Origin of the sequence: Paramixta manurensis, from assembly GCF_013285385.1 — a bacterium.
Taxonomy (GTDB): domain Bacteria; phylum Pseudomonadota; class Gammaproteobacteria; order Enterobacterales; family Enterobacteriaceae; genus Paramixta; species Paramixta manurensis.
On record NZ_CP054212.1, the window covers coordinates 1,026,044 to 1,048,705 of the forward strand.

General features: G+C 51.9%; 17 protein-coding genes, 4 tRNA genes and 3 rRNA genes. 13 read left to right on the top strand and 11 right to left on the bottom strand.

The window, feature by feature from the left end:
* Positions 1–3: 3 nt before the first annotated feature.
* The 6 genes from proS to metN form a co-directional block, all read right to left on the bottom strand.
* Positions 4–1,722: a proline--tRNA ligase gene (gene proS, locus PMPD1_RS04915; RefSeq protein ID WP_173632989.1), complete on the bottom strand. Its 1,719-nt coding sequence runs from the start codon at positions 1,720–1,722 to the stop codon at positions 4–6.
* Positions 1,723–1,828: 106 nt separating this feature from the next.
* Positions 1,829–2,536 (bottom strand): tRNA (N6-threonylcarbamoyladenosine(37)-N6)-methyltransferase TrmO, encoded by a 708-nt coding sequence (gene tsaA, locus PMPD1_RS04920; RefSeq protein WP_173632990.1) that lies wholly within the window; start codon positions 2,534–2,536, stop codon positions 1,829–1,831.
* Entirely contained in the window at positions 2,533–2,940 is a 408-nt protein-coding gene (rcsF, locus tag PMPD1_RS04925; RefSeq protein WP_173632991.1) for an Rcs stress response system protein RcsF, read from the bottom strand. Before rcsF ends, tsaA begins: the two co-directional genes overlap by 4 nt.
* A 132-nt stretch (positions 2,941–3,072) precedes the next feature.
* Entirely contained in the window at positions 3,073–3,888 is an 816-nt protein-coding gene (locus PMPD1_RS04930) for a MetQ/NlpA family lipoprotein (protein ID WP_173632992.1), read from the bottom strand.
* A 42-nt stretch (positions 3,889–3,930) separates the two neighbouring features.
* Positions 3,931–4,584 carry a methionine ABC transporter permease MetI gene (locus PMPD1_RS04935; RefSeq protein WP_173632993.1) on the bottom strand — a complete coding sequence of 218 codons (654 nt, stop codon included), beginning with the start codon at positions 4,582–4,584 and terminating at the stop codon, positions 3,931–3,933.
* A complete protein-coding gene (gene metN, locus PMPD1_RS04940; RefSeq protein WP_173632994.1) occupies positions 4,577–5,608 on the bottom strand; it encodes a methionine ABC transporter ATP-binding protein MetN in 1,032 nt (343 codons plus the stop codon). Before metN ends, PMPD1_RS04935 begins: the two co-directional genes overlap by 8 nt.
* Positions 5,609–5,786: 178 nt before the next feature.
* On the opposite strand from metN, the gene gmhB reads away from it, so the two are divergent.
* The 8 genes from gmhB to dkgB all read left to right on the top strand — a co-directional run bounded on the left by gmhB (position 5,787) and on the right by dkgB (position 13,418).
* Positions 5,787–6,347 (top strand): D-glycero-beta-D-manno-heptose 1,7-bisphosphate 7-phosphatase, encoded by a 561-nt coding sequence (gene gmhB, locus PMPD1_RS04945; RefSeq protein WP_173632995.1) that lies wholly within the window; start codon positions 5,787–5,789, stop codon positions 6,345–6,347.
* A 381-nt stretch (positions 6,348–6,728) separates the two neighbouring features.
* Positions 6,729–8,270: ribosomal RNA gene (locus PMPD1_RS04950) — 16S ribosomal RNA — on the top strand.
* 71 nt (positions 8,271–8,341) lie between these two features.
* Positions 8,342–8,418: transfer RNA gene (locus tag PMPD1_RS04955), tRNA-Ile, on the top strand.
* A 148-nt stretch (positions 8,419–8,566) separates the two neighbouring features.
* Positions 8,567–8,642 (top strand) — tRNA-Ala (locus PMPD1_RS04960).
* 320 nt (positions 8,643–8,962) lie between these two features.
* Positions 8,963–11,953 (top strand): 23S ribosomal RNA (locus tag PMPD1_RS04965).
* Positions 11,954–12,161: 208 nt separating this feature from the next.
* Positions 12,162–12,277: ribosomal RNA gene (gene rrf / locus PMPD1_RS04970) — 5S ribosomal RNA — on the top strand.
* The 16S, 23S and 5S rRNA genes sit together here with 3 tRNA genes alongside, the layout of an rRNA operon.
* Before the next feature lie 86 nt (positions 12,278–12,363).
* Positions 12,364–12,440 (top strand) — tRNA-Asp (locus PMPD1_RS04975).
* Positions 12,441–12,614: 174 nt separating this feature from the next.
* Positions 12,615–13,418, top strand: coding sequence for a 2,5-didehydrogluconate reductase DkgB (gene dkgB, locus PMPD1_RS04980; RefSeq protein ID WP_173632996.1), 804 nt, complete (start codon positions 12,615–12,617; stop codon positions 13,416–13,418).
* Positions 13,419–13,446: 28 nt separating this feature from the next.
* On the opposite strand, the gene yafC is transcribed toward dkgB, so the two are convergent.
* Positions 13,447–14,349, bottom strand: a complete 903-nt coding sequence (gene yafC / locus PMPD1_RS04985; protein WP_173632997.1) for a DNA-binding transcriptional regulator YafC — start codon at positions 14,347–14,349, stop codon at positions 13,447–13,449.
* A 106-nt stretch (positions 14,350–14,455) separates the two neighbouring features.
* Between yafC and PMPD1_RS04990 the strand changes: the two genes are divergently transcribed.
* Both PMPD1_RS04990 and PMPD1_RS04995 read left to right on the top strand, forming a co-directional pair.
* On the top strand, positions 14,456–15,631 hold the full coding sequence (locus tag PMPD1_RS04990) for an MFS transporter (protein ID WP_173632998.1): 1,176 nt from the start codon (positions 14,456–14,458) through the stop codon (positions 15,629–15,631).
* A 147-nt stretch (positions 15,632–15,778) separates the two neighbouring features.
* A complete protein-coding gene (locus tag PMPD1_RS04995) occupies positions 15,779–16,582 on the top strand; it encodes an endonuclease/exonuclease/phosphatase family protein (RefSeq protein WP_173632999.1) in 804 nt (267 codons plus the stop codon).
* Between the two features lie 66 nt (positions 16,583–16,648).
* On the opposite strand, the gene mltD is transcribed toward PMPD1_RS04995, so the two are convergent.
* Both mltD and gloB read right to left on the bottom strand, forming a co-directional pair.
* Positions 16,649–18,037 (bottom strand): murein transglycosylase D, encoded by a 1,389-nt coding sequence (gene mltD, locus PMPD1_RS05000; protein WP_173633000.1) that lies wholly within the window; start codon positions 18,035–18,037, stop codon positions 16,649–16,651.
* Between the two features lie 71 nt (positions 18,038–18,108).
* Positions 18,109–18,864, bottom strand: a complete 756-nt coding sequence (gene gloB, locus PMPD1_RS05005; RefSeq protein ID WP_173633001.1) for a hydroxyacylglutathione hydrolase — start codon at positions 18,862–18,864, stop codon at positions 18,109–18,111.
* A gap of 42 nt (positions 18,865–18,906) precedes the next feature.
* Here gloB and PMPD1_RS05010 point away from each other — a divergent pair, with 42 nt between their 5' ends.
* Complete coding sequence (locus PMPD1_RS05010; RefSeq protein ID WP_173633002.1) at positions 18,907–19,641, top strand: methyltransferase domain-containing protein; 735 nt, start codon at positions 18,907–18,909, stop codon at positions 19,639–19,641.
* Here PMPD1_RS05010 and rnhA read toward each other — a convergent pair.
* Positions 19,626–20,192: a ribonuclease HI gene (rnhA, locus tag PMPD1_RS05015; protein WP_173633003.1), complete on the bottom strand. Its 567-nt coding sequence runs from the start codon at positions 20,190–20,192 to the stop codon at positions 19,626–19,628. The genes PMPD1_RS05010 and rnhA overlap by 16 nt on opposite strands.
* Here rnhA and dnaQ point away from each other — a divergent pair.
* On the top strand, positions 20,146–20,877 hold the full coding sequence (dnaQ, locus tag PMPD1_RS05020) for a DNA polymerase III subunit epsilon (RefSeq protein ID WP_173633004.1): 732 nt from the start codon (positions 20,146–20,148) through the stop codon (positions 20,875–20,877). The genes rnhA and dnaQ overlap by 47 nt on opposite strands.
* Positions 20,878–21,011: 134 nt before the next feature.
* Positions 21,012–21,088, top strand: a tRNA-Asp gene (locus tag PMPD1_RS05025).
* Positions 21,089–21,148: 60 nt separating this feature from the next.
* Here PMPD1_RS05025 and PMPD1_RS05030 read toward each other — a convergent pair.
* The gene (locus PMPD1_RS05030) at positions 21,149–22,645 is read right to left on the bottom strand and encodes an NCS1 family nucleobase:cation symporter-1 (RefSeq protein ID WP_173633005.1); all 1,497 of its coding nucleotides are present in this window, start codon (positions 22,643–22,645) and stop codon (positions 21,149–21,151) included.
* Positions 22,646–22,662 lie beyond the last annotated feature (17 nt).

Below are 22,662 nucleotides of genomic sequence, written 5' to 3' on the forward strand. Positions count from 1 at the left end.
CGGTTAACCGTTAATTTCGCCGACCAGAAAATCGATAATGTGGTCGGTTTTAATCATCCGCTTTTCGCCTTCACGGCGCGCTTTATATTCGATCTCTTCGTTATCAAGATTGCGATCGCCAATCACGATGGTGTGTGGAACGCCAATCAGTTCCATATCGGCGAACATCACGCCCGGACGCTCTTTACGATCGTCAAGAATGACATCAATCCCTTTAGCACGCAGCGTGTCATACAGCGTTTCCGCCAGCTCTTTGACACGGAAAGACTTGTGCATATTCATAGGCAGAATGGCAACCTGGAAAGGCGCCAGCGCGGCGGGCCAAATGATCCCACGCTCATCATGGTTTTGCTCGATTGATGCAGCAACCACGCGCGTAATACCGATTCCATAGCAACCCATGGTCAGGATTTGGTTACGACCATCTTCGCCCTGTACCGAGGCTTTCATCGCTTCCGAGTATTTGGTGCCTAACTGGAAAATATGACCTACTTCGATACCACGTTTAATCAGCAGCGTGCCTTTACCATCCGGACTCGCATCGCCTTCCACCACATTGCGAATATCCGCAACCTTGGGCAGCGGTAAATCACGTTCCCAGTTAATACCGATAAAGTGTTTGCCATCAATGTTTGCGCCAGCGCTAAAATCACTCATATGGGCGACGGTGCGATCGGCATAGATAGGCAGCGTTAGGCCAACCGGCCCCAGTGAACCCGGCCCTACGCCCAATACCGCGCGGATCTCTTCTTCGCTGGCGAAGGTTAGCGGTGCGGCAACCACATCAATCTTCTCGGCTTTCACTTCGTTCAACTCATGGTCGCCGCGTACCAGCAGAGCCACCAAGGGGTGACCGCTCTCTTTGGTCGCTTTTACCAACAATGTCTTGACGGTTTTTTCCACCGGCAGATTAAACTGCGCCACCAGGTCAGCGATGGTTTTCGCATTCGGTGTATCAATCTGCGTCATGCTCTGGCCAGGCGCCGGGCGCTCGCCCTGTGGCGCAACGGCTTCCGCCAGCTCAATGTTGGCGGCAAAATCTGACTCGGTAGAGAACACGATGTCATCTTCACCGCTGTGCGCTAAGACCTGAAACTCATGCGAGGCGCTACCGCCGATGGAGCCGGTATCGGCCTGCACCGCACGGAAATCCAGCCCCATACGGCTAAAGCTTTGGCTATAGGCGCGGTACATGGCGTCATAGGTTTCTTGTAGCGATTCTTGCGAGGTATGGAAAGAGTAAGCATCTTTCATGATGAACTCACGCGAACGCATCACGCCAAAACGTGGACGGACTTCATCGCGAAATTTGGTCTGAATCTGAAACAGATTGAGCGGTAATTGTTTATAGGAGCTCAGCTCGTTGCGAATCAGATCGGTGATCACTTCTTCGTGGGTTGGGCCGAGAACGAAAGGGCGATCGCCGCGATCGACCAGACGCAGTAGCTCAGGGCCGTACTGTTCCCAACGCCCACTCTCCTGCCAGAGATCGGCAGGCTGCACTACCGGCATGCAAATTTCAATGGCGCCAGCGTTATTCATCTCTTCACGTACGATATTTTCAACTTTTTTCAGTACGCGTAAACCGGTGGGCAACCAGGTATATAAACCGGATGCCAGCTTACGGATCATCCCGGCGCGCAGCATCAATTGATGGCTGATGACTTCTGCGTCGGATGGCGTCTCCTTCAGAGTGGAGAGCAAATATTGAGTAGTACGCATTTATTACGATTCCAGTTGGACGGAACTATCAGAAAGAAAACCACCAAAAAAGCTGGCGCCTAGTGTACCAGCGTGTCCGGATCCTCAAAAGGGAGAGAATAACAAATTAGCGCGGATCGATGGCAATAACCTCGGTACCGAGAGCCGTGACCCGCCAACGCAGGTTAAATTCCAGTAGCCAGGCGGCATATTCTCGTTCTGGCTCTTCGCCTTGGCGGTAAGCCGGGCGCGGATCTTGCGCTAAGACTTGGGTAATAAAACGTGCCAGATGGGGGTAACGCTGCTGTTGTTGCGTGAGTTGTTGTTGTGCAATCGCGGAGAAGGTGACCGGCATCGTCGCTGCCGGTGCCTGTTGTGCAAAGCCCGCTTGCGCATCGGGCAAGGCTTCAGCAAAGGGGAGATAGGGTTTCACATCAATAATCGGCGTTCCATCCACCAAGTCGAGGCTCCCCAACTCCAGTACGACGTTGTTCTTTTCGCAGCGAATATTTTTTAGTTCAACCAGCGACATGCCAAGCGGATTGGGACGAAAGGTTGAGCGGGTGGCAAACACGCCGAGGCGGGTATTACCGCCCAGCCGGGGAGGGCGAACCGTAGGGCGCCAGCCTCCTTCCATCGTGTGATGAAAAACAAACAGCAGCCAAATATGGCTAAACGCTTCCAGCCCGCGCACCGCTTCGGGTTGATTATAGGGCGAAAGCAACTGCAGTTCGCCGCCGCCGTCCTCAATCAGGCCAGGCTGACGGGGCACGGCGAATTTCTCTTTCCAGGGCGAACGGATCACGCCAATTTGCGTGAAGGAAAACGATGTCATTGATCGGAAACTTTTAGCGCTGAACCCTGACAAACGGCCTGGCGATAACACCCTGGCGCGCCAGTGACGATTTCGCATTTATGCAGCAGGACTGCATTCGCTTTCATTGATGAGGCGCGAATCTGCATTCTTTTCCGTGCCGTGTTGAGATTGGCGGGAGAGTCTTGTGCGGTGCTCTGGCAGGATTCGCCGGAGACTTCACCTAAATCGCGGAAAGGTTTACTGACCAGGTCGGCGGCGTTGGTATAAAGCTTCACGGGCGCCGGGCGCGGCGCGGGCTTGCTGCGCGCAGGCTCAGACTGCGTGGGCTGCGTCGTTGGGCTGCTAATTGGCTGGTATGGCTTATGCAGCAAAGAACACCCTGTCAGCGAAAGCGCTAACAAACAGAGCGGTAGAGCGCGCATGGGAAAATCCTCATGTTTTAAAAAGTGGCGTTATTGAAGCAAGCAATCAGAAAAATGACAAGTCATGCGGGTATCTGCTGTAAAACAAAGGGCGGCATTTCGCCGCCCGGAGAGATAATTTCCCGCAGGAATTTACCAGCCCTTCACGGCGCCACCGTTGAAGATTTTATTCGCCGCTGCCGCCACTTCATCAGACTGATAAGCCTGGACGAATTTCTTCACGTTTTCCGCATCTTTGTTGTCTTCGCGCGCCACGATCAGGTTAACGTACGGAGAATCTTTATCTTCAACAAAAATCCCATCTTTTGCCGGGGTTAAACCGATCTGGCTGGCGTAGGTGGTATTGATGACCGCCAACGCAATTTGCTGATCGTCTAGTGAACGCGGTAACTGCGGCGCTTCTAACTCAACAATCTTCAGCTTTTTCGGGTTTTCGGTAATATCCAGCGAGGTTGGCAACAGACCAACGCCATCTTTCAATTTAATCAGGCCCACTTTCTGCAGCAGTAACAGGGAACGACCAAGGTTAGTTGGATCGTTAGGAATGGCGACCTGTGCGCCCTCTTGCAACTCATTCAGCGACTTGATCTTTTTAGAATAACCGGCGATCGGATAAACAAAAGTATTGCCGACCGGAACCAGTTTATACCCGCGATCTTTAATCTGCTCATCAAGATAAGGTTTATGCTGGAAGGCGTTAACGTCAATATCGCCTTTGCTTAACGCTTCGTTAGGTAGCACGTAATCGTTAAAGGTCACCAGCTCAACATCCAGACCATATTTTTCTTTGGCCACTTTCTGTGCCGTTTCGGCAACTTGTTGCTCGGCGCCGACAATGACTCCGACTTTAATATGGTTAGGATCTTTCTCTTCCTGACCACAGCCTGCCAACGCCATTGCGCTAATCAGCGCGCCCACAGCGGCAATTTTTTTAAATGTAAAAGACATATCCCTTCCTTAACCTTAATCGAAATAATGGATGTTGCGTGCTTACTTATGCGTGACCGCACGAACGATACGGTCGCCGCAGAATTGAATTAAATACACCAGAACCACCAGTAACACTAAAACCGTGTTCATTACGGTCGCGTTATAGCCAATATAACCGTACTGATACCCAATTTGACCAAGCCCGCCTGCGCCTACTGCGCCACCCATTGCCGAGTAACCGACTAAGGTGATTAAGGTAATGGTGGCGGCATTAACTAAGCCCGGCAGCGCTTCCGGCAGCAGGACTTTGCGGATAATTTGCATCGGCGTTGCCCCCATCGCGCGTGAGGCTTCAATCAGGCCAGATGGCAACTCCAGTAATGCGTTTTCGACCATACGGGCAATAAAAGGCGCGGCACCAACGGTTAATGGCACGATAGCGGCCTGTAAGCCAATTGATGTGCCGACAATCAGACGCGTAAACGGAATCATCCAGACCAACAGGATAATAAAAGGAATCGAGCGGAAAATATTCACTGCGGCCGACATTACGCGATACAGCTTCGCATTTTCAACGATTTGCCCGGGGCGGGTGACATAGAGTAAGACGCCGACCGGCAGACCCAGCACAAAACCGAAGAAGCCCGAGACGAAAGTCATCATGAGGGTTTCCCATATGCCCCGGCCTAACAACCACACCATTGCCTCAGACATAACCTAATACCTCAACTTTCACGTGATGTTCCTGCAAATACGCAATAGCAGCCTGAGTGCTGGCGTTGTCGCCGTGCATTTCCGCTAACATAATGCCGAATTTAACGCCGCCTGCGTAATCCATCTGCGCGCTAATAATATTGTTATTAACATTGAAGCGACGTGCGGTTTCTGACAACAGCGGCGCATCGACTGACTGCCCGGTAAACTCAAGGCGCAAGAGTGGAACACGTTCGCTGCCTGCTTCGCTGGAGAGACGCTCGGTGTAATCTTCCGGAATATCGAGATGCAGTGTTGACTGAATAAACTGCTGCGCCAGTGGCGTTTTAGGATGAGAGAAAATTTCACTCACGCTATCGTTTTCAATCAATTGACCGTCACTAATGACCGCCACCCGATCGCAGATGCGCTTTACCACATCCATTTCATGCGTGATCAGCAAAATAGTCAGGCCAAGACGGCGATTAATATCTTTCAGCAAGGTCAGAATCGAGCGAGTGGTGGCCGGGTCCAGCGCGCTGGTGGCTTCATCACAAAGCAGAACTTTGGGCTGACTTGCCAACGCTCGCGCAATTGCCACGCGCTGCTTTTGTCCGCCGGAGAGGTTGGCGGGCCAGGCGTCACGCTTATCGGAAAGACCAACCAGTTCCAGTAGCTCAGTGACGCGGGTGTTGATTTGGTCGCGTGTCATACTGCCTAATTCTAACGGCAACGCGATATTACCGAAAACGGTACGGGAATTAAGTAGATTGAAGTGTTGGAAAATCATGCCAATCTGACGGCGTGCTTTAGTCAACTGGCTTTCCGATAGCGCGGTCAGATCCTGGCCGTCAACCAACACATTACCGGAGGTTGGGCGCTCAAGCAGATTAACGCAGCGAATCAGGGTACTTTTCCCCGCGCCTGATGCGCCAATGACGCCATAAATTTGCCCGGCGGGCACATGGAGGCTGACATCCGTTAGTGCGGTTATCTTCCTCGTGCCTTGCTGGAACACTTTGGTAATATTTGTAAGTTTAATCATTAAGTTATTTGTTATCGTCGTAAAGTTGTCCGTGATGCTTCGAATTGCCGTGGCGAAGCTGAAATGGATGTTAAGGCATCCAGACGTCTAAATCAATCGCAGTCATTCAAACTGCCGTTCTCGCTTTTCACGCAATCATGCGATACTAGACGGCAAATTTTGTAGCAGGAGTTTCCAGGTGGCGAATAAAGTTCCGGCAATTTTCCTTGATCGCGATGGCACGGTAAATGTCGATCACGGTTATGTCCATGAAATCGATGATTTTCAGTTTATCGATGGCGTTATTGACGCCATGCGCGAATTAAAAAATATGGGTTTTGCGCTCGTCTTAGTGACTAATCAATCCGGTATTGCGCGTGGTAAATTTACTGAGGACCAATTTATGCGCCTCACCGAATGGATGGATTGGTCGCTGGCGGATCGCGAGGTAGACCTGGATGGTATTTACTTTTGTCCTCATCATCCGGAGGCAGTAGAAGAGAAGTATCGTCAGCGTTGTGATTGTCGTAAGCCGCAGCCCGGCATGTTGCTCTCCGCTCAGCAAGAACTGAACATTGATATGGCCGCGTCTTATATGGTGGGCGATAAGCTTGACGATATGTTGGCCGGAAAAGCGGCAGGCGTTGGTACAATGGTGTTAGTGCGTAGCGGGAAAGCGGTGACGCCGGAAAGTGAAGCTGCCGCCAATTGGGTAATAGATAGTCTGGCTGACCTGCCTTTACGCCTCAAACAGAGCTAAAAAACGGCGAATTGTACGAAGTTAAAGCGAACGATAAAAAATTACTGATTTCCTCTTGCACTCCGTCGTTCACTCCCTATAATGCGCCACCACTGACACGGCACAACGGTCGCAGCGACCGGTTAAACGAACCGGGTCAGGCGCGGGAAAACTTCTGAAAAACGGGGTTGACTCTGCGGGAGGAAAGCGTAATATACGCCACCTCGCGACAGGCGGTTAAGCCGCTGTTCGCACTGCTCTTTAACAATTTATCAGACAATCTGTGTGGGCACTCGCAGGATTGATATCGTAAGCATCTGCGGATGCAACAAAATATCAAGTCTTGAAGAGTGACTACTGATTTTATAAACAGTTTTAATTCTTTGAGCATCAGACACTTTTAAATTGAAGAGTTTGATCATGGCTCAGATTGAACGCTGGCGGCAGGCCTAACACATGCAAGTCGAACGGTAGCGGGAAGAAGCTTGCTTCTTTGCCGACGAGTGGCGGACGGGTGAGTAATGTCTGGGGATCTGCCCGATGGAGGGGGATAACCACTGGAAACGGTGGCTAATACCGCATAACGTCGCAAGACCAAAGTGGGGGACCTTCGGGCCTCACACCATCGGATGAACCCAGATGGGATTAGCTAGTAGGTGGGGTAACGGCTCACCTAGGCGACGATCCCTAGCTGGTCTGAGAGGATGACCAGCCACACTGGAACTGAGACACGGTCCAGACTCCTACGGGAGGCAGCAGTGGGGAATATTGCACAATGGGCGCAAGCCTGATGCAGCCATGCCGCGTGTATGAAGAAGGCCTTCGGGTTGTAAAGTACTTTCAGCGGGGAGGAAGGGGTGAAGGTTAATAACCTTTGTCATTGACGTTACCCGCAGAAGAAGCACCGGCTAACTCCGTGCCAGCAGCCGCGGTAATACGGAGGGTGCAAGCGTTAATCGGAATTACTGGGCGTAAAGCGCACGCAGGCGGTCTGTTAAGTCAGATGTGAAATCCCCGGGCTCAACCCGGGAACTGCATTTGAAACTGGCAGGCTTGAGTCTCGTAGAGGGGGGTAGAATTCCAGGTGTAGCGGTGAAATGCGTAGAGATCTGGAGGAATACCGGTGGCGAAGGCGGCCCCCTGGACGAAGACTGACGCTCAGGTGCGAAAGCGTGGGGAGCAAACAGGATTAGATACCCTGGTAGTCCACGCCGTAAACGATGTCGACTTGGAGGCTGTGAGCTTGACTCGTGGCTTCCGGAGCTAACGCGTTAAGTCGACCGCCTGGGGAGTACGGCCGCAAGGTTAAAACTCAAATGAATTGACGGGGGCCCGCACAAGCGGTGGAGCATGTGGTTTAATTCGATGCAACGCGAAGAACCTTACCTGGTCTTGACATCCACGGAAGAACGCAGAGATGCGTTTGTGCCTTCGGGAACCGTGAGACAGGTGCTGCATGGCTGTCGTCAGCTCGTGTTGTGAAATGTTGGGTTAAGTCCCGCAACGAGCGCAACCCTTATCCTTTGTTGCCAGCGATTCGGTCGGGAACTCAAAGGAGACTGCCGGTGATAAACCGGAGGAAGGTGGGGATGACGTCAAGTCATCATGGCCCTTACGACCAGGGCTACACACGTGCTACAATGGCGCATACAAAGAGAAGCGACCTCGCGAGAGCAAGCGGACCTCATAAAGTGCGTCGTAGTCCGGATCGGAGTCTGCAACTCGACTCCGTGAAGTCGGAATCGCTAGTAATCGTGGATCAGAATGCCACGGTGAATACGTTCCCGGGCCTTGTACACACCGCCCGTCACACCATGGGAGTGGGTTGCAAAAGAAGTAGGTAGCTTAACCTTTTGGAGGGCGCTTACCACTTTGTGATTCATGACTGGGGTGAAGTCGTAACAAGGTAACCGTAGGGGAACCTGCGGTTGGATCACCTCCTTACCTGAAGATACTTTCCCGCGAAGTGCCCACACAGATTGTCTGATGAAAAAGAACGAGCAGGATACCTTTATAGGCTTGTAGCTCAGGTGGTTAGAGCGCACCCCTGATAAGGGTGAGGTCGGTGGTTCAAGTCCACTCAGGCCTACCAAATTTGTACTCATGCTGCGTTGTGGCCCCGGCTCGCATAGTTGACTATGCGTCGCGGTACCACGCCTTGCCTGAGCACAAATTATCTTCTCCGGAAGAAAAGCACTCAGCCGAGTGGGTAGTAAAAAGGTCTCTGCAAGTGACTGTATGGGGCTATAGCTCAGCTGGGAGAGCGCCTGCCTTGCACGCAGGAGGTCAGCGGTTCGATCCCGCTTAGCTCCACCATATACGTCGTGAAATCCGATACTTCAGAGTGTACTGGCGACAGTATGCTGCGAAGTATTATGCTCTTTAACAATCCGGAACAAGCTGAAAATTGAAACGATGAATGACCGCAAGGTTGTTCACGAGTCTCTCAAATACTTACACCCGAAAGCGGTTCTGCTCCGAAGGAGTAACGAACGAGCTAAGTAAGGGCAAGGCGTCAGCGCGCAGCAGGGCGGAGCATACTGAAGTATGTGAGCATCTGCGAGCACTGCACAACGCGGCCCTTACGACGCGCAGTCGTTACGAAACCGGATGAGAAGGACGCCTGTGGGTTGTGAGGTTAAGCGACTAAGCGTACACGGTGGATGCCCTGGCAGTCAGAGGCGATGAAGGACGTGCTAATCTGCGAAAAGCGCCGGTAAGGTGATATGAACCGCTATAGCCGGCGATGTCCGAATGGGGAAACCCGGTGCACTTCGGTGCATCATCATGTCATGAATACATAGTGGCATGAGGCGAACCGGGGGAACTGAAACATCTAAGTACCCCGAGGAAAAGAAATCAACCGAGATTCCCCCAGTAGCGGCGAGCGAACGGGGAGCAGCCCAGAGCCTGAATCAGCTTGTGCGTTAGTGGAACGGTCCGGAAAGGCCGGCGATACAGGGTGACAGCCCCGTACACAAAAGCGCACTGGCTGTGAGCTCGATGAGTAGGGCGGGACACGTGGTATCCTGTCTGAATATGGGGGGACCATCCTCCAAGGCTAAATACTCCTGACTGACCGATAGTGAACCAGTACCGTGAGGGAAAGGCGAAAAGAACCCCGGCGAGGGGAGTGAAAAGAACCTGAAACCGTGTACGTACAAGCAGTGGGAGCCTCATTTATGGGGTGACTGCGTACCTTTTGTATAATGGGTCAGCGACTTATATTCTGTAGCAAGGTTAACCGCATAGGGGAGCCGAAGGGAAACCGAGTCTTAACCGGGCGCTAAGTTGCAGGGTATAGACCCGAAACCCGGTGATCTAGCCATGGGCAGGTTGAAGGTTGGGTAACACTAACTGGAGGACCGAACCGACTAATGTTGAAAAATTAGCGGATGACTTGTGGCTGGGGGTGAAAGGCCAATCAAACCGGGAGATAGCTGGTTCTCCCCGAAAGCTATTTAGGTAGCGCCTCGTGAATTCATCTCCGGGGGTAGAGCACTGTTTCGGCTAGGGGGCCATCCCGGCTTACCAACCCGATGCAAACTGCGAATACCGGAGAATGTTATCACGGGAGACACACGGCGGGTGCTAACGTCCGTCGTGAAGAGGGAAACAACCCAGACCGCCAGCTAAGGTCCCAAAGTCATGGTTAAGTGGGAAACGATGTGGGAAGGCCCAGACAGCCAGGATGTTGGCTTAGAAGCAGCCATCATTTAAAGAAAGCGTAATAGCTCACTGGTCGAGTCGGCCTGCGCGGAAGATGTAACGGGGCTAAACCATGCACCGAAGCTGCGGCAGCGAACGTATCACTTAAAACGTTTTGTAAGGCTTAACGATTGACGGAGCGCAGCGACGTCAATGCGTTCATTAAAGTCGAGGCGTTTTAGGGATACGTTCGTTGGGTAGGGGAGCGTTCTGTAAGCCGTCGAAGGTGGCCTGTGAGGGCTGCTGGAGGTATCAGAAGTGCGAATGCTGACATAAGTAACGATAAAGCGGGTGAAAAGCCCGCTCGCCGGAAGACCAAGGGTTCCTGTCCAACGTTAATCGGGGCAGGGTGAGTCGACCCCTAAGGCGAGGCCGAAAGGCGTAGTCGATGGGAAACGGGTTAATATTCCCGTACTTGGTGTTGCTGCGAAGGGGGGACGGAGAAGGCTATGTTAGCCGGGCGACGGTTGTCCCGGTTTAAGCATGTAGGCGGGCGTTCCAGGTAAATCCGGAAGGCCGTTAACGCTGAGGTGTGACGACGAGGCGCTACGGCGCTGAAGTAACAAATGCCCAGCTTCCAGGAAAAGCCTCTAAGCATCAGGCAACACGAAATCGTACCCCAAACCGACACAGGTGGTCAGGTAGAGAATACCCAGGCGCTTGAGAGAACTCGGGTGAAGGAACTAGGCAAAATGGTGCCGTAACTTCGGGAGAAGGCACGCTGTCGTTAGGTGAAGTGACTTGCTCACGGAGCTGAAGGCAGTCGAAGATACCAGCTGGCTGCAACTGTTTATTAAAAACACAGCACTGTGCAAACACGAAAGTGGACGTATACGGTGTGACGCCTGCCCGGTGCCGGAAGGTTAATTGATGGGGTTAGCGGCAACGCGAAGCTCTTGATCGAAGCCCCGGTAAACGGCGGCCGTAACTATAACGGTCCTAAGGTAGCGAAATTCCTTGTCGGGTAAGTTCCGACCTGCACGAATGGCGTAATGATGGCCAGGCTGTCTCCACCCGAGACTCAGTGAAATTGAACTCGCTGTGAAGATGCAGTGTACCCGCGGCAAGACGGAAAGACCCCGTGAACCTTTACTACAGCTTGACACTGAACACTGGTCCTTGATGTGCAGGATAGGTGGGAGGCTTTGAAGCGGGGACGCCAGTTCCCGTGGAGCCGCCCTTGAAATACCACCCTTTAATGGCTGGTGTTCTAACGTTGGCCCGTAATCCGGGCTGCGGACAGTGTCTGGTGGGTAGTTTGACTGGGGCGGTCTCCTCCCAAAGCGTAACGGAGGAGCACGAAGGTCAGCTAATCACGGTCGGACATCGTGAGGTTAGTGCAAAGGCATAAGCTGGCTTGACTGCGAGCGTGACGGCGCGAGCAGGTGCGAAAGCAGGTCTTAGTGATCCGGTGGTTCTGAATGGAAGGGCCATCGCTCAACGGATAAAAGGTACTCCGGGGATAACAGGCTGATACCGCCCAAGAGTTCATATCGACGGCGGTGTTTGGCACCTCGATGTCGGCTCATCACATCCTGGGGCTGAAGTAGGTCCCAAGGGTATGGCTGTTCGCCATTTAAAGTGGTACGCGAGCTGGGTTTAGAACGTCGTGAGACAGTTCGGTCCCTATCTGCCGTGGGCGCTGGAGAACTGAGGGGGGCTGCTCCTAGTACGAGAGGACCGGAGTGGACGCATCACTGGTGTTCGGGTTGTCATGCCAATGGCACTGCCCGGTAGCTAAATGCGGAAGAGATAAGCGCTGAAAGCATCTAAGCGCGAAACTTGCCCCGAGATGAGTTCTCCCTGACCCCCTGAGGGTCCTGAAGGGACGTTGAAGACGACGACGTTGATAGGCCGGATGTGTAAGCGCAGCGATGCGTTGAGCTAACCGGTACTAATGACCCGTGAGGCTTAACCTTACAACGCCAGAGGCGTTCTTGAGAGACGCGGTTTTGATTTTCAGCGAGTTTACCGGATAAAAGCATTTGCGGGAACGAAAGAGAACGTGCTGAAGCAAGGCGACCAGCGCAGGAAAGGAGGGAGCATACATAAGGTATGTGACTGACTTTGCAAGCGCAGGCAACGCAGCAGCAGAGCGTTATATTCGTTCCGTGCAGCAAGAATTTGCCTGGCGGCACTAGCGCGGTGGTCCCACCTGACCCCATGCCGAACTCAGAAGTGAAACGCCGTAGCGCCGATGGTAGTGTGGGGTCTCCCCATGCGAGAGTAGGGAACTGCCAGGCATCAGATAAGACCCTCCGGTGACGCGGAGCGGGAGAAATACCTGATATCAGCGCGATGAAGACGTTGGTACCAGTACAGAATCGGTGGAGCGGTAGTTCAGTTGGTTAGAATACCTGCCTGTCACGCAGGGGGTCGCGGGTTCGAGCCCCGTCCGTTCCGCCACTTAAACACGAAAAACCCTGACAGCAATGTCAGGGTTTTTTCTTTTTTAGCCGCCAGAAAACAGAAACTATTGCCTGCAAGGCAAAAGTGTTATGCGTTTAACCTCATTTTTCATCAATAATAACCCTGTCATACTCTCCTCACTTTCTGATAACTCTTGAACACGAGGATATTATGACTATTCCGGCATTTGGCCTGGGCACCTTCCGCCTGCAAGACGACGTAGTAATCAATTCAGTAAAAACTGCACTGGAACTCGGCTACCGCGTCATTGATACCGCACAAATCTATGAAAACGAAGCTGCCGTTGGGCAAGCGATTGAAGAGAGCGGCGTAGCGCGTGATGAACTGTTTATCACCACCAAAATTTGGATTGAAAACCTGTCGAAAGACAAACTGATCCCAAGCCTGAAAGAGAGCCTGGCGAAACTGCGCACCGATTATGTCGACTTGACGCTGATTCACTGGCCATCGCCGGGCGCAGCGGTGCCGGTGGCAGAAACCCTGCTGGCACTGGTTGAAGCGAAAAAAGCCGGTTTAACCCGTCAAATTGGTATCTCTAACTTTACCGTTGAACTGATGCAAGAGGCTATTGAGGCGGTAGGCGCGGATGAAATCGCCACCAACCAAATCGAACTGCACCCTTATTTGCAGAACCGCAAAGTGGTTGATTTCGCAAAAGCGAACGGTATCCACATCACTTCCTATATGACGCTGGCCTATGGTAAAGCGCTAAAAGATGATGTGATTGCAGCTATTGCAACAAAACATCAAGCCACGCCAGCTCAGGTTATTTTAGCGTGGGCGCTGCAGTTAGGTTATGCGGTAATTCCTTCCTCCACTAAACGTGAAAACTTAGCGAGCAACATGGCGGCAGTTTCATTGAAACTGGATGCGCAAGACATGGCGAAGATCGCCGAATTGGATCGCGGCGAACGTTTGGTGAGCCCGGAAGGTTTGGCGCCAAACTGGGATTAACCCTCGATTTGCCACTGCAGGACAGCCCTTACGCCCTTGGGGGCTGTCCATTCACCTGCGCGCTTAGAAAATCAATAAATGCGCGAACGCGGGTACTCACCGCCCGGTCACTATAATAAACCGCATTAAACGGCATCTCGACCGGCAATATCTCCTCCGCCAAAAGCTCAACCAGCGTTCCATCGGCAATCTCTTTATCAATCATATAATCCGACAGGCAGGCGATACCATTGCCGCTAAGACAAAGCTGCTTAAGTGTTTCTCCACTGTTTGAGGTGGTCGATGCCTTGATGTTATACAGTTCTCCATCCTTTTGTGCGACCGGCCAGCGATTAAGCCCCGGCGTCTCGACAAACCCCAGGCAATCATGTTCCGCTAACGCTTCAACGGTTTTTGGTATACCACGCTCAGCTAAATAGGCTGGCGAGGCGATAATTTTACGATAGCTAATAAAGAGTGGTTTAGCGCGTAGGCTGGAATCGCTCAAGGTACCGGCACGAATCGCAATATCGACTTTTCGCTCGATCAAATTAATAAACGTCTCGGATGAAACTAACGACAGCGTCACTTCAGGAAAGCGCTCACGAAACGGTTTGATCAGTGGCATCAATAAATGCAATACCACGGGCGTGGCTGCATCGATACGCAGCAACCCACGCGGTACTTCCCGGCTTTCCATCAGCTCATTTTCCGCGCTGGCCATATCCTGCAATAATTTCTGTACCCGCCGAAAGTAGGCCTCACCCTCCTGTGTCAGGCTAATTTGACGCGTTGTACGGGTCAGTAACTCTACTCCTAACTTGTTTTCAAGCCTCTTTACCGCACGGCTAACAGCAGAATTAGCCATCTCTAATTGCTCCGCCGCCCGGCTAAAACTCCCGCTTTCCACAACCGCGACAAAGATGATTAACTCCTCTGAGGTGGCTTTCATTATTGCTCCTTTCGCAAAAATTAATTGTTATTTTACATCTTTTTGTTATTTAAGCATGGCGGGATACTGGGCACCAACAAAACGTACTTATTAATCGGAGCCTGATATGCCGTTAGCTTTACTCGCATTAACCATCAGCGCTTTTGCGATAGGAACCACCGAATTTGTGATTGTCGGATTAGTTCCTGTCATTGCGCAACAATTAAACATTACGCTACCTTCCGCCGGGTTACTGGTTTCCATTTACGCGCTGGGTGTCGCGATTGGAGCGCCGGTGTTAACCGCATTAACCAGTAAAATGCCACGTAAACGCCTATTGGTAGGGCTGATGGCATTATTCACTGTTGGAAATCTGGTTGCGTGGCAGTCACCGAATTATGAAACATTGGTGATTGCACGGTTGTTGACCGGCCTGGCACACGGCGTCTTCTTCTCGGTAGGATCGACTATTGCAACCAGTCTGGTGCCCAAAGAGAAGGCAGCATCGGCGATTGCCATCATGTTCGGCGGTTTGACCGTTGCGCTGGTCACCGGCGTTCCACTCGGAACATTTATTGGCCAGCATTTCGGTTGGCGTGAAACCTTCCTCGCCGTGTCAGCGATTGGTGTTATCGCCCTGGTAAGCAGCCTGATGTTGGTGCCGTCAACCATTCCAAACCGTGCAGTCGCAGGATTGAAGGAGCAACTTACCGTATTAACGCATCCACGGTTGTTGATGATCTACGCGATTACCGCGTTAGGTTATGGTGGCGTGTTTACCGCTTTCACTTTTCTGGCGCCGATGATGCAGGAGTTGGCTGGCTTCACGCCGCAAGCGGTGAGCTTGATTCTGCTAGGCTATGGTATTTCGGTTGCGATTGGGAATATCTGGGGCGGTAAACTGGCGGATAAACATGGACCGGTACCGGCACTGGCTTTTATCTTTGCCGCACTCTCTCTCCTGCTGCTGGTGTTTCAGTTTACCGCCAGCTTGCACTTTGCCGCATTGGCGACCGTATTGGTGATGGGGATCTTCGCCTTCGGTAATGTGCCCGGCCTACAGGTTTATGTGGTACAAAAAGCCGAGCGTTATACGCCAGGCGCAGTAGATGTTGCTTCCGGATTAAATATCGCGGCATTTAACCTGGGGATCGCGCTGGGTTCGGTCATCGGCGGGCATATTGTCGAACAGTATGGATTAGCACAAACGCCCTGGATTGGTGCGCTGATTGTGTTGGTCGCGCTGCTGATGATTATCTATAGCGGGCGTCTGGATAAGCGCAATGCGCCAGCGTTAAGTTAAACATTGAGTGGGCCTGCTCAGGCCTTTTACATTTGCTTGCGGTCTACGCCGGGGAATTATGCATCATTGATTGAAAGTACACCCTAAAGCCCCTATAACTGGGTAAGGAAACCAGAACACGAAAACACGCGGGGACAGACGTTAAAAGTGCGGAAAAAAACCTATGCCATGAGATATGTTGCAGGCCAGCCAGCGGAGCGTATATTCCCGCCTGGCGCCATGTTGCATGTTGGTCAGGCATTGCCGCCGGGCACGCCTATCTCGACGGAAGCCACGCTGCGTGTATTAGTGTGGAATATCTTTAAACAGCAGCGCGCTGATTGGATGTCGGTATTACAAAACTTCGGCAAACATGCGCATTTGGTGTTGTTGCAGGAAGCGCAGACCACGCCAGAACTGATCCATTTTGCCACCTCAAATTATCTCGCTGCCGACCAGGTTCCCGCGTTCGTTTTACCACAACATCCCTCTGGGGTAATGACGCTGGCTGCCGCTCATCCGGTATATTGTTGTCCACTGCGCGAACGCGAGCCGTTACTGCGTCTGGCGAAATCCGCGCTGATCACCGCCTATCCGCTGCCGGATGACAGTATGTTAATGGTGGTCAATATCCATGCGGTGAACTTCAGCCTCGGTATTGATGTTTATAGCAAACAGCTTGGCCCGATAGGCGAACAAATTTTGCATCATCAAGGGCCGGTGATTATGGCCGGTGATTTTAATGCCTGGAGCCGCCAGCGGATTAACGCGCTGTACCGCTTTGCGCGCGAGATGGGGCTGCGTGAGGTGAGGTTTACTGATGATCATCGGCGCAAAGCATTTGGTCGCCCGCTGGACTTTGTTTTCTATCGCGATATGAATGTTAGCGAGGCATCGGTGCTGGTTACCCAAGCTTCCGATCATAATCCACTACTGGTTGAGTTCCAAACCACCAAGCCTGAACGCCTTTAACCGAAAAAAAGCATAAAAAAAGAGCCGACTTGAAGCGGCTCTTTTTTATTTTATAACGGCTTAAACCTAGCTGTCTGGCGTTGCGCTATTGTCAACAAACAGCGTTAGCTTATCGCCCGGCTGAATGTTTTTCGTATCACCCAGCACGCTGTTCCAGCGGCGCACGTCGTTAATCTCAACGCCGTGATGCCGTGCAATACTGGCAAGAGAATCACCCTTACGAACACGGTAGGTGATGCTGTTGCCGTTATCGGCCAGTTCGGCGCTTTTCGCCGCCCCAACAGAAAGCGTTTGACCCGGTTTAATGTTAGCGCCGCGCAGGTTATTCGCGCGCTGCAACGTTTTCACCGAAACGCCCAGTTGGTTGGCAATGCCCGACAACGTATCGCCACGACGAACCTTATAACTGCTGCTGCCGGTAGCAACACTGTTCTTCGCCAACTGCGTGGGTTGAACAGCGGTGATGTCACCAGAGGCCAGCGAGCTACGTAACTGTGCAACATGCGACTTAGGAACCATGATGTAATGAGGTCCATTAGGCGCTGTGGCACCGCGTTTGTAGCCGGTATTAAAGCTCTTCAATTTTGTCAGCGACATGCCTGCCATTTCGGCCGCCTGCGTCAACTGGATCTGCTGACCCACTTCCACTCGCGCCAGCGCGCGGCTTTCATTCGGGGTTGGCAAACGGACGCCATAACGTTTGTTGTTCTTCAGGATTTCGCCCAAAGCCAACATCTTCGGCACGTAAACCGTGGTTTCACGCGGCAGCGACAAGTTCCAGAAATCGGTAGGTTTCCCTCGCGCCTTATTCTGTTTTATCGCCTTCAACACACGACCTTCACCGCTGTTATAAGCAGCGATGGTTAACAACCAATCACCGTTAAACATGCCGTTAAGCCGCTGCATCATATCCAACGCAACTTTTGTTGAGGCGACAATATCCCGTCGACCGTCATACCACTGGTTCTGCTTCAAACCGTAGTTTCGCCCCGTGCTTGGCACTATCTGCCAAATACCCGCAGCATTCGCCGCAGAGGTTGCATGGGGGTCAAAAGCGCTCTCCACTATGGGTAGTAGTACTAGTTCCATCGGCATCTTACGTTCTTTAATCTGCTCGACAATCCAGTACATATACGGCTCTGCCCGTAATGTTACATCGTGGAGATAGCTCTTGTTTTTTAAGTACTTTTGTTTTTGTTCACGGATCCGGGAATTTTCCGGAACCTTCATCTTCAGCTCGTCGCTTATGAAATTCCAAAGATCGAGGTCTTGTGCGAGGCCCGTTCCATCATCCTGCCAACGCGGAGACAACATCCGATCTGAGTACTTTCCATTTTCACCTTGACCTGCCGAAGACAAACTCTGTGCATGCTGTTCCGGGATGTTGGCATCTTGCCTTGACGCCTGGCACCCAACCAGCAAGACCGAGGCGAGTAAGATCGCTTTAGCCTTCATGTGTGTGTCAATAGTTTGCTTAAAAGACGAGCAATCATACGTGCTCGCCGTAAACAACACAACCAGAAAAATCAAAAATGGTCTTTCTTCTGCCGTAACAGAGCAAATACTTCCCATGGGTGCTGTGGCGCAATTTCGAACCCAAGTTGTCTTTGTAAATCAGTCTCTTGTGTGCGTAAAAAAACATTTATTTTACGTTCAAGAGCCAGTTTTGTCGGCAAACTAACGCCGTTTTTAGCGCGTAACTCCTTAATTTCTCGATAGTAGCGCTCAATATCCGCATCTTGTGGTAAAACGGCATGCGCAAACTTCAAATTGGATAACGTATATTCATGCGCACAGCAAACCAGTGTCTCATCGGGGAGTTCTGCAAGCTTCTGAAAAGATTCATACATTTGTTCTGGCGTCCCTTCAAATAAGCGTCCGCAACCGCCGGAAAAAAGCGTATCGCCACAGAAAAGATAAGGTGAACTGAAATATGAGATATGTCCTAAAGTATGACCGGGAGTAAAGATAACGCTAAATTCGCGCCCCAAAATAGGTAGCCGATCGCCTTCACTGACAATATGGGTAGCCCCTTTATCTTGGGTTTCCTGAGGGCCATATACCACTAGAGACGGGTACTTTTCGCAAAGTTCTTTTACGCCGCCAACGTGATCGTGATGGTGGTGAGTCAGTAAAATCGCTACGGGTTGCCAACGGTTTTTCGCCAACGCAGCGAGTACCGGCGCCGCTTCACCGGGATCAATAATCACGCAGTGACCATCGTCATCATTTAGCGTCCAGATGTAGTTATCCTGAAAGGCAGGAATGCTGGTAAGATTCATAGACACCTCGCAAAGGTCGTGAAGGAATCAAGATGGTAAAGCATGAAGCCTGCTAAAACACGCCAAATTCTCAACGCGCCGCACTCATGGAGCGATATGCCATGGGGGGACTATTTCCGCGATGCGCTAATCCAACATCTACAGCCCTGCCTTGGCAAGCTGTATGGGTTTCATTTGCTCAAAATTGGTAGCCTCAGCGCGGAAATTAATACCGAAGGTTGTTCTATTTCACATCAGGTCAATGTGGGGGAGGAGGGCTCGGCGTTACAGGTTATCGCTAACCCAATGCGGCTGCCCTTTGAGGCGAAATCGGTCGATGCGTGTTTGCTGGCGCATACGTTGGCGTGGAGCCATGACCCACACAGTATTTTGCGTGAGGTCGATCGGGTGTTAATTGATGATGGCTGGATGATTATCAGCGGATTCAATCCATTTAGTCTGCTCGGCGTTGGGAAAGTGGTGCCGGGCTTACATCGCCGTGCGCCATGGAGCGGGCGGATGTATAGCCAGATTCGGGTGCTGGACTGGCTTAGCTTACTCAATTATGAAGTGATGCAACGGACGCATTTTCAGGTGCTGCCATGGAACCGGCAAGGCGGGAAAGTGATCAGCGCGCACCTACCGGCGCTCGGTTGCCTGAATATTATTGTCGCGCGCAAACGAACCTTCCCGTTAACCATGAACCCGGCGAAGAAGAGCCTCCATAAAGTGAAATTACGGCAAACCGCCAGTGCGACACGCCAGTTTCGCCACTTTAATGATCACGATCCCGGCTGATACCCAACATCGTCAAAAGCCGGGTTCTCGGCTGCCGAGCGCGCCAGTTCATCACAGCGCTCGTTCTCCGGGTGGCCGGCATGGCCCTTTACCCACTCCCACTTAATCTGATGATGGCTTAATGCGGCATCAAGACGTTGCCACAGGTCGACATTTTTTACCGGCTTCTTATCGGTGGTTTTCCAGCCGCGTTTTTTCCAGTTATGGATCCAACTGGTAATCCCCTGCCGGACATATTGACTATCGGTACTGAGCACGACTTCACAGGGCTGTTTGAGCGCTTCTAGCGCCACAATCGCCGCCATCAACTCCATCCGGTTGTTGGTGGTTAAATGAAAACCGGCGCTAAACATTTTTTCATGTTGCTGATAGCGCAAAATGGCGCCATACCCCCCAGGACCAGGGTTGCCAAGACAAGAACCATCGGTGAAAATTTCTACCTGTTTACGCATCTCTGGTAGACTTCCTTCTGACAAAACGCCAAGTCTGACATAAACGAGCCCTATGAGCACAGCAATTACACGCCAGATTGTACTTGATACGGAAACCACCGGGATGAACATGGTGGGGGTCCACTACGAAGGCCACCGCATTATTGAAATCGGTGCGGTAGAAGTGGTCAATCGCCGCCTGACCGGTAATAACTTTCATATGTATCTGAAGCCGGATCGTTTGGTTGATCCCGAGGCCTTTGGCGTACACGGGATTGCCGATGAGTTTTTGGCGGATAAGCCGACCTTTAGCGAAATTGCCGATGAGTTTCTGGATTATATTCGCGGCGCAGAGCTGGTAATCCATAATGCGTCGTTTGATATCGGCTTCATGGATTATGAGTTCGCCAAACTGCAACGCGGCATTGAGAAGACCGAAACCTTCTGTCAAATCACCGATAGTCTGTTGATGGCGCGCAAACTCTTCCCGGGTAAGCGCAACAGTTTGGATGCGCTCTGTTCGCGTTACGAAATTGATAACAGTAAGCGTACGCTGCACGGCGCATTACTCGATGCCGAGATTCTGGCGGAAGTTTTCCTGACCATGACCGGCGGGCAAACCTCGCTGACATTTTCAATGGAAGGGGAAAGCGAAAAGCAGGGCGGTGAAGAAACCATTCAACGCATTACACGTCCGGCGGCGGCACTCCGCGTTTTGCACGCCAGCGACGAAGAAGTAATGGCGCATGAACAGCGGCTTGATTTAGTCATGAAGAAGGGCGGCAGTTGCCTGTGGCGCGCTTAAGCGCTTCATTTTTAGTCGAAAAAAAGCATCCCTGATGAAAAATACGACAAATGATCTATTCTTTACGAAAAAGCGTTGACGGCACTTCGAAGTGCCCTTAATATGCGCCTCGTTCCCGACGGGGAACACAGCGCGGAGCGGTAGTTCAGTTGGTTAGAATACCTGCCTGTCACGCAGGGGGTCGCGGGTTCGAGCCCCGTCCGTTCCGCCAAAATTTGTAAAGGCCGGTTCAGCAATGAATCGGCCTTTCGTCGTTTAAGCGCGACGATAATTATTCTTTCTGCATCGTCATTTTATCGGCAAAGCGTTTACCCAGTGCGCGTGGCCGCTCTTCACGTGCCATCCAGCGATAACCGCCTGCGCCTAAACCAGCGCCGATAAACCAACTAAAGTTGGCGGCCGCATGTAGCGAAGGAATAAAACTCAACAGGAGTCCAACTGCCACTGCCGGAACCAGCGCCATGACCGCTTTGGGATTAATGCCTCCGCGATACCAGTAGCGGCCTTGCGGCGTCGCATCGAAGAGATCGTCAACCACAATTTCACCGCGTTTGATCAGATAGAAATCCGCCAGCAAAATGCCGAAGAGTGGGCCGATAAAGGCACCCAGTACGTCCAGGGTGTAGTGAATTAACTCTGGCGATTGGAAAAGGTTCCACGGCGTCAGTAATACCGAGCCGACGGCAGCGATCATCCCGCCGGTGCGGAAACTGATTTTTTGCGGCGCGCAGTTAGAAAAGTCAAACGCCGGTGACACGAAGTTGGCCACGATATTAATACCGATTGTCGCGGTAATCATCGTCAGCAGACCAATGGCTACCGCTACGTCGTTACCGACCCGGCTCACGGTTTCAATCGGGTCGGTAATCATTTTGCCAAACAGGGAATGCGAGCCGGATACGATGACGACCGTCACAATTGAAAATAGCAGGAAGTTGAACGGCAATCCCCAACGGTTGCCGCGACGAATCTCCCGCATACTTTTACCGTAGCGTGAGAAATCGCCGAAGTTCAGCAACGGGCCGGAGAAATAAGACACCACCAGCGCGGTGGCGGTAATCATTTGCCAGGTTTGTTCACTAACGCTCAATTGCTTACTGGCCAGCGTGAACGAGATGCCACTAATACCCGTTTTGTACACAATCCATCCGGCTAGCGCGACCATGACGACGTAGACCGCCGGACCGGCAATATCAATAAAACGCTTAATTGCCGACATACCGTGCCAGAACACTAACGCCTGCAGTAACCACATGATGCCAAAGCAGATCCAGCCAAGCTGAGACAGGCCAAGCCAGCTACTGTGGGTTAAGCTGGTTAATGAGGGAAAGAATTTTAATAACATCAACAGCATGGCATTGGATGCCAGCCAGGTTTGGATGCCATACCAGGCAAAGGCGATCAGCCCGCGAATCACCGCCGGGATATTCGCGCCAAACACGCCAAACGCCTGGCGGCAGATCACGGCGTAAGGCACGCCCGCCATCTGGCTCGGTTTTGCCACCAGATTTGCCGCCAACTGAACAATACAGATGCCAATTAATAAACACAGCAATACCTGCCAACTCGCCAAACCCAGCGTAAAGAAGCTGGCGGCGACCACATAGCCTCCCATACTGTGTACATCCGACATCCAGAAAGAAAAAATGTTGTACCAATTCCAGTTTTGCTGGCGCGTCGGGGCCAGATCGTCATTACATAAACGCGGGCTGTAGTGTGCGTTGGCTTCGGTTGCCGACGCCGGGGTAACGCCTGAATGTTTTGGCATGAAACCTGCTCCTCTTC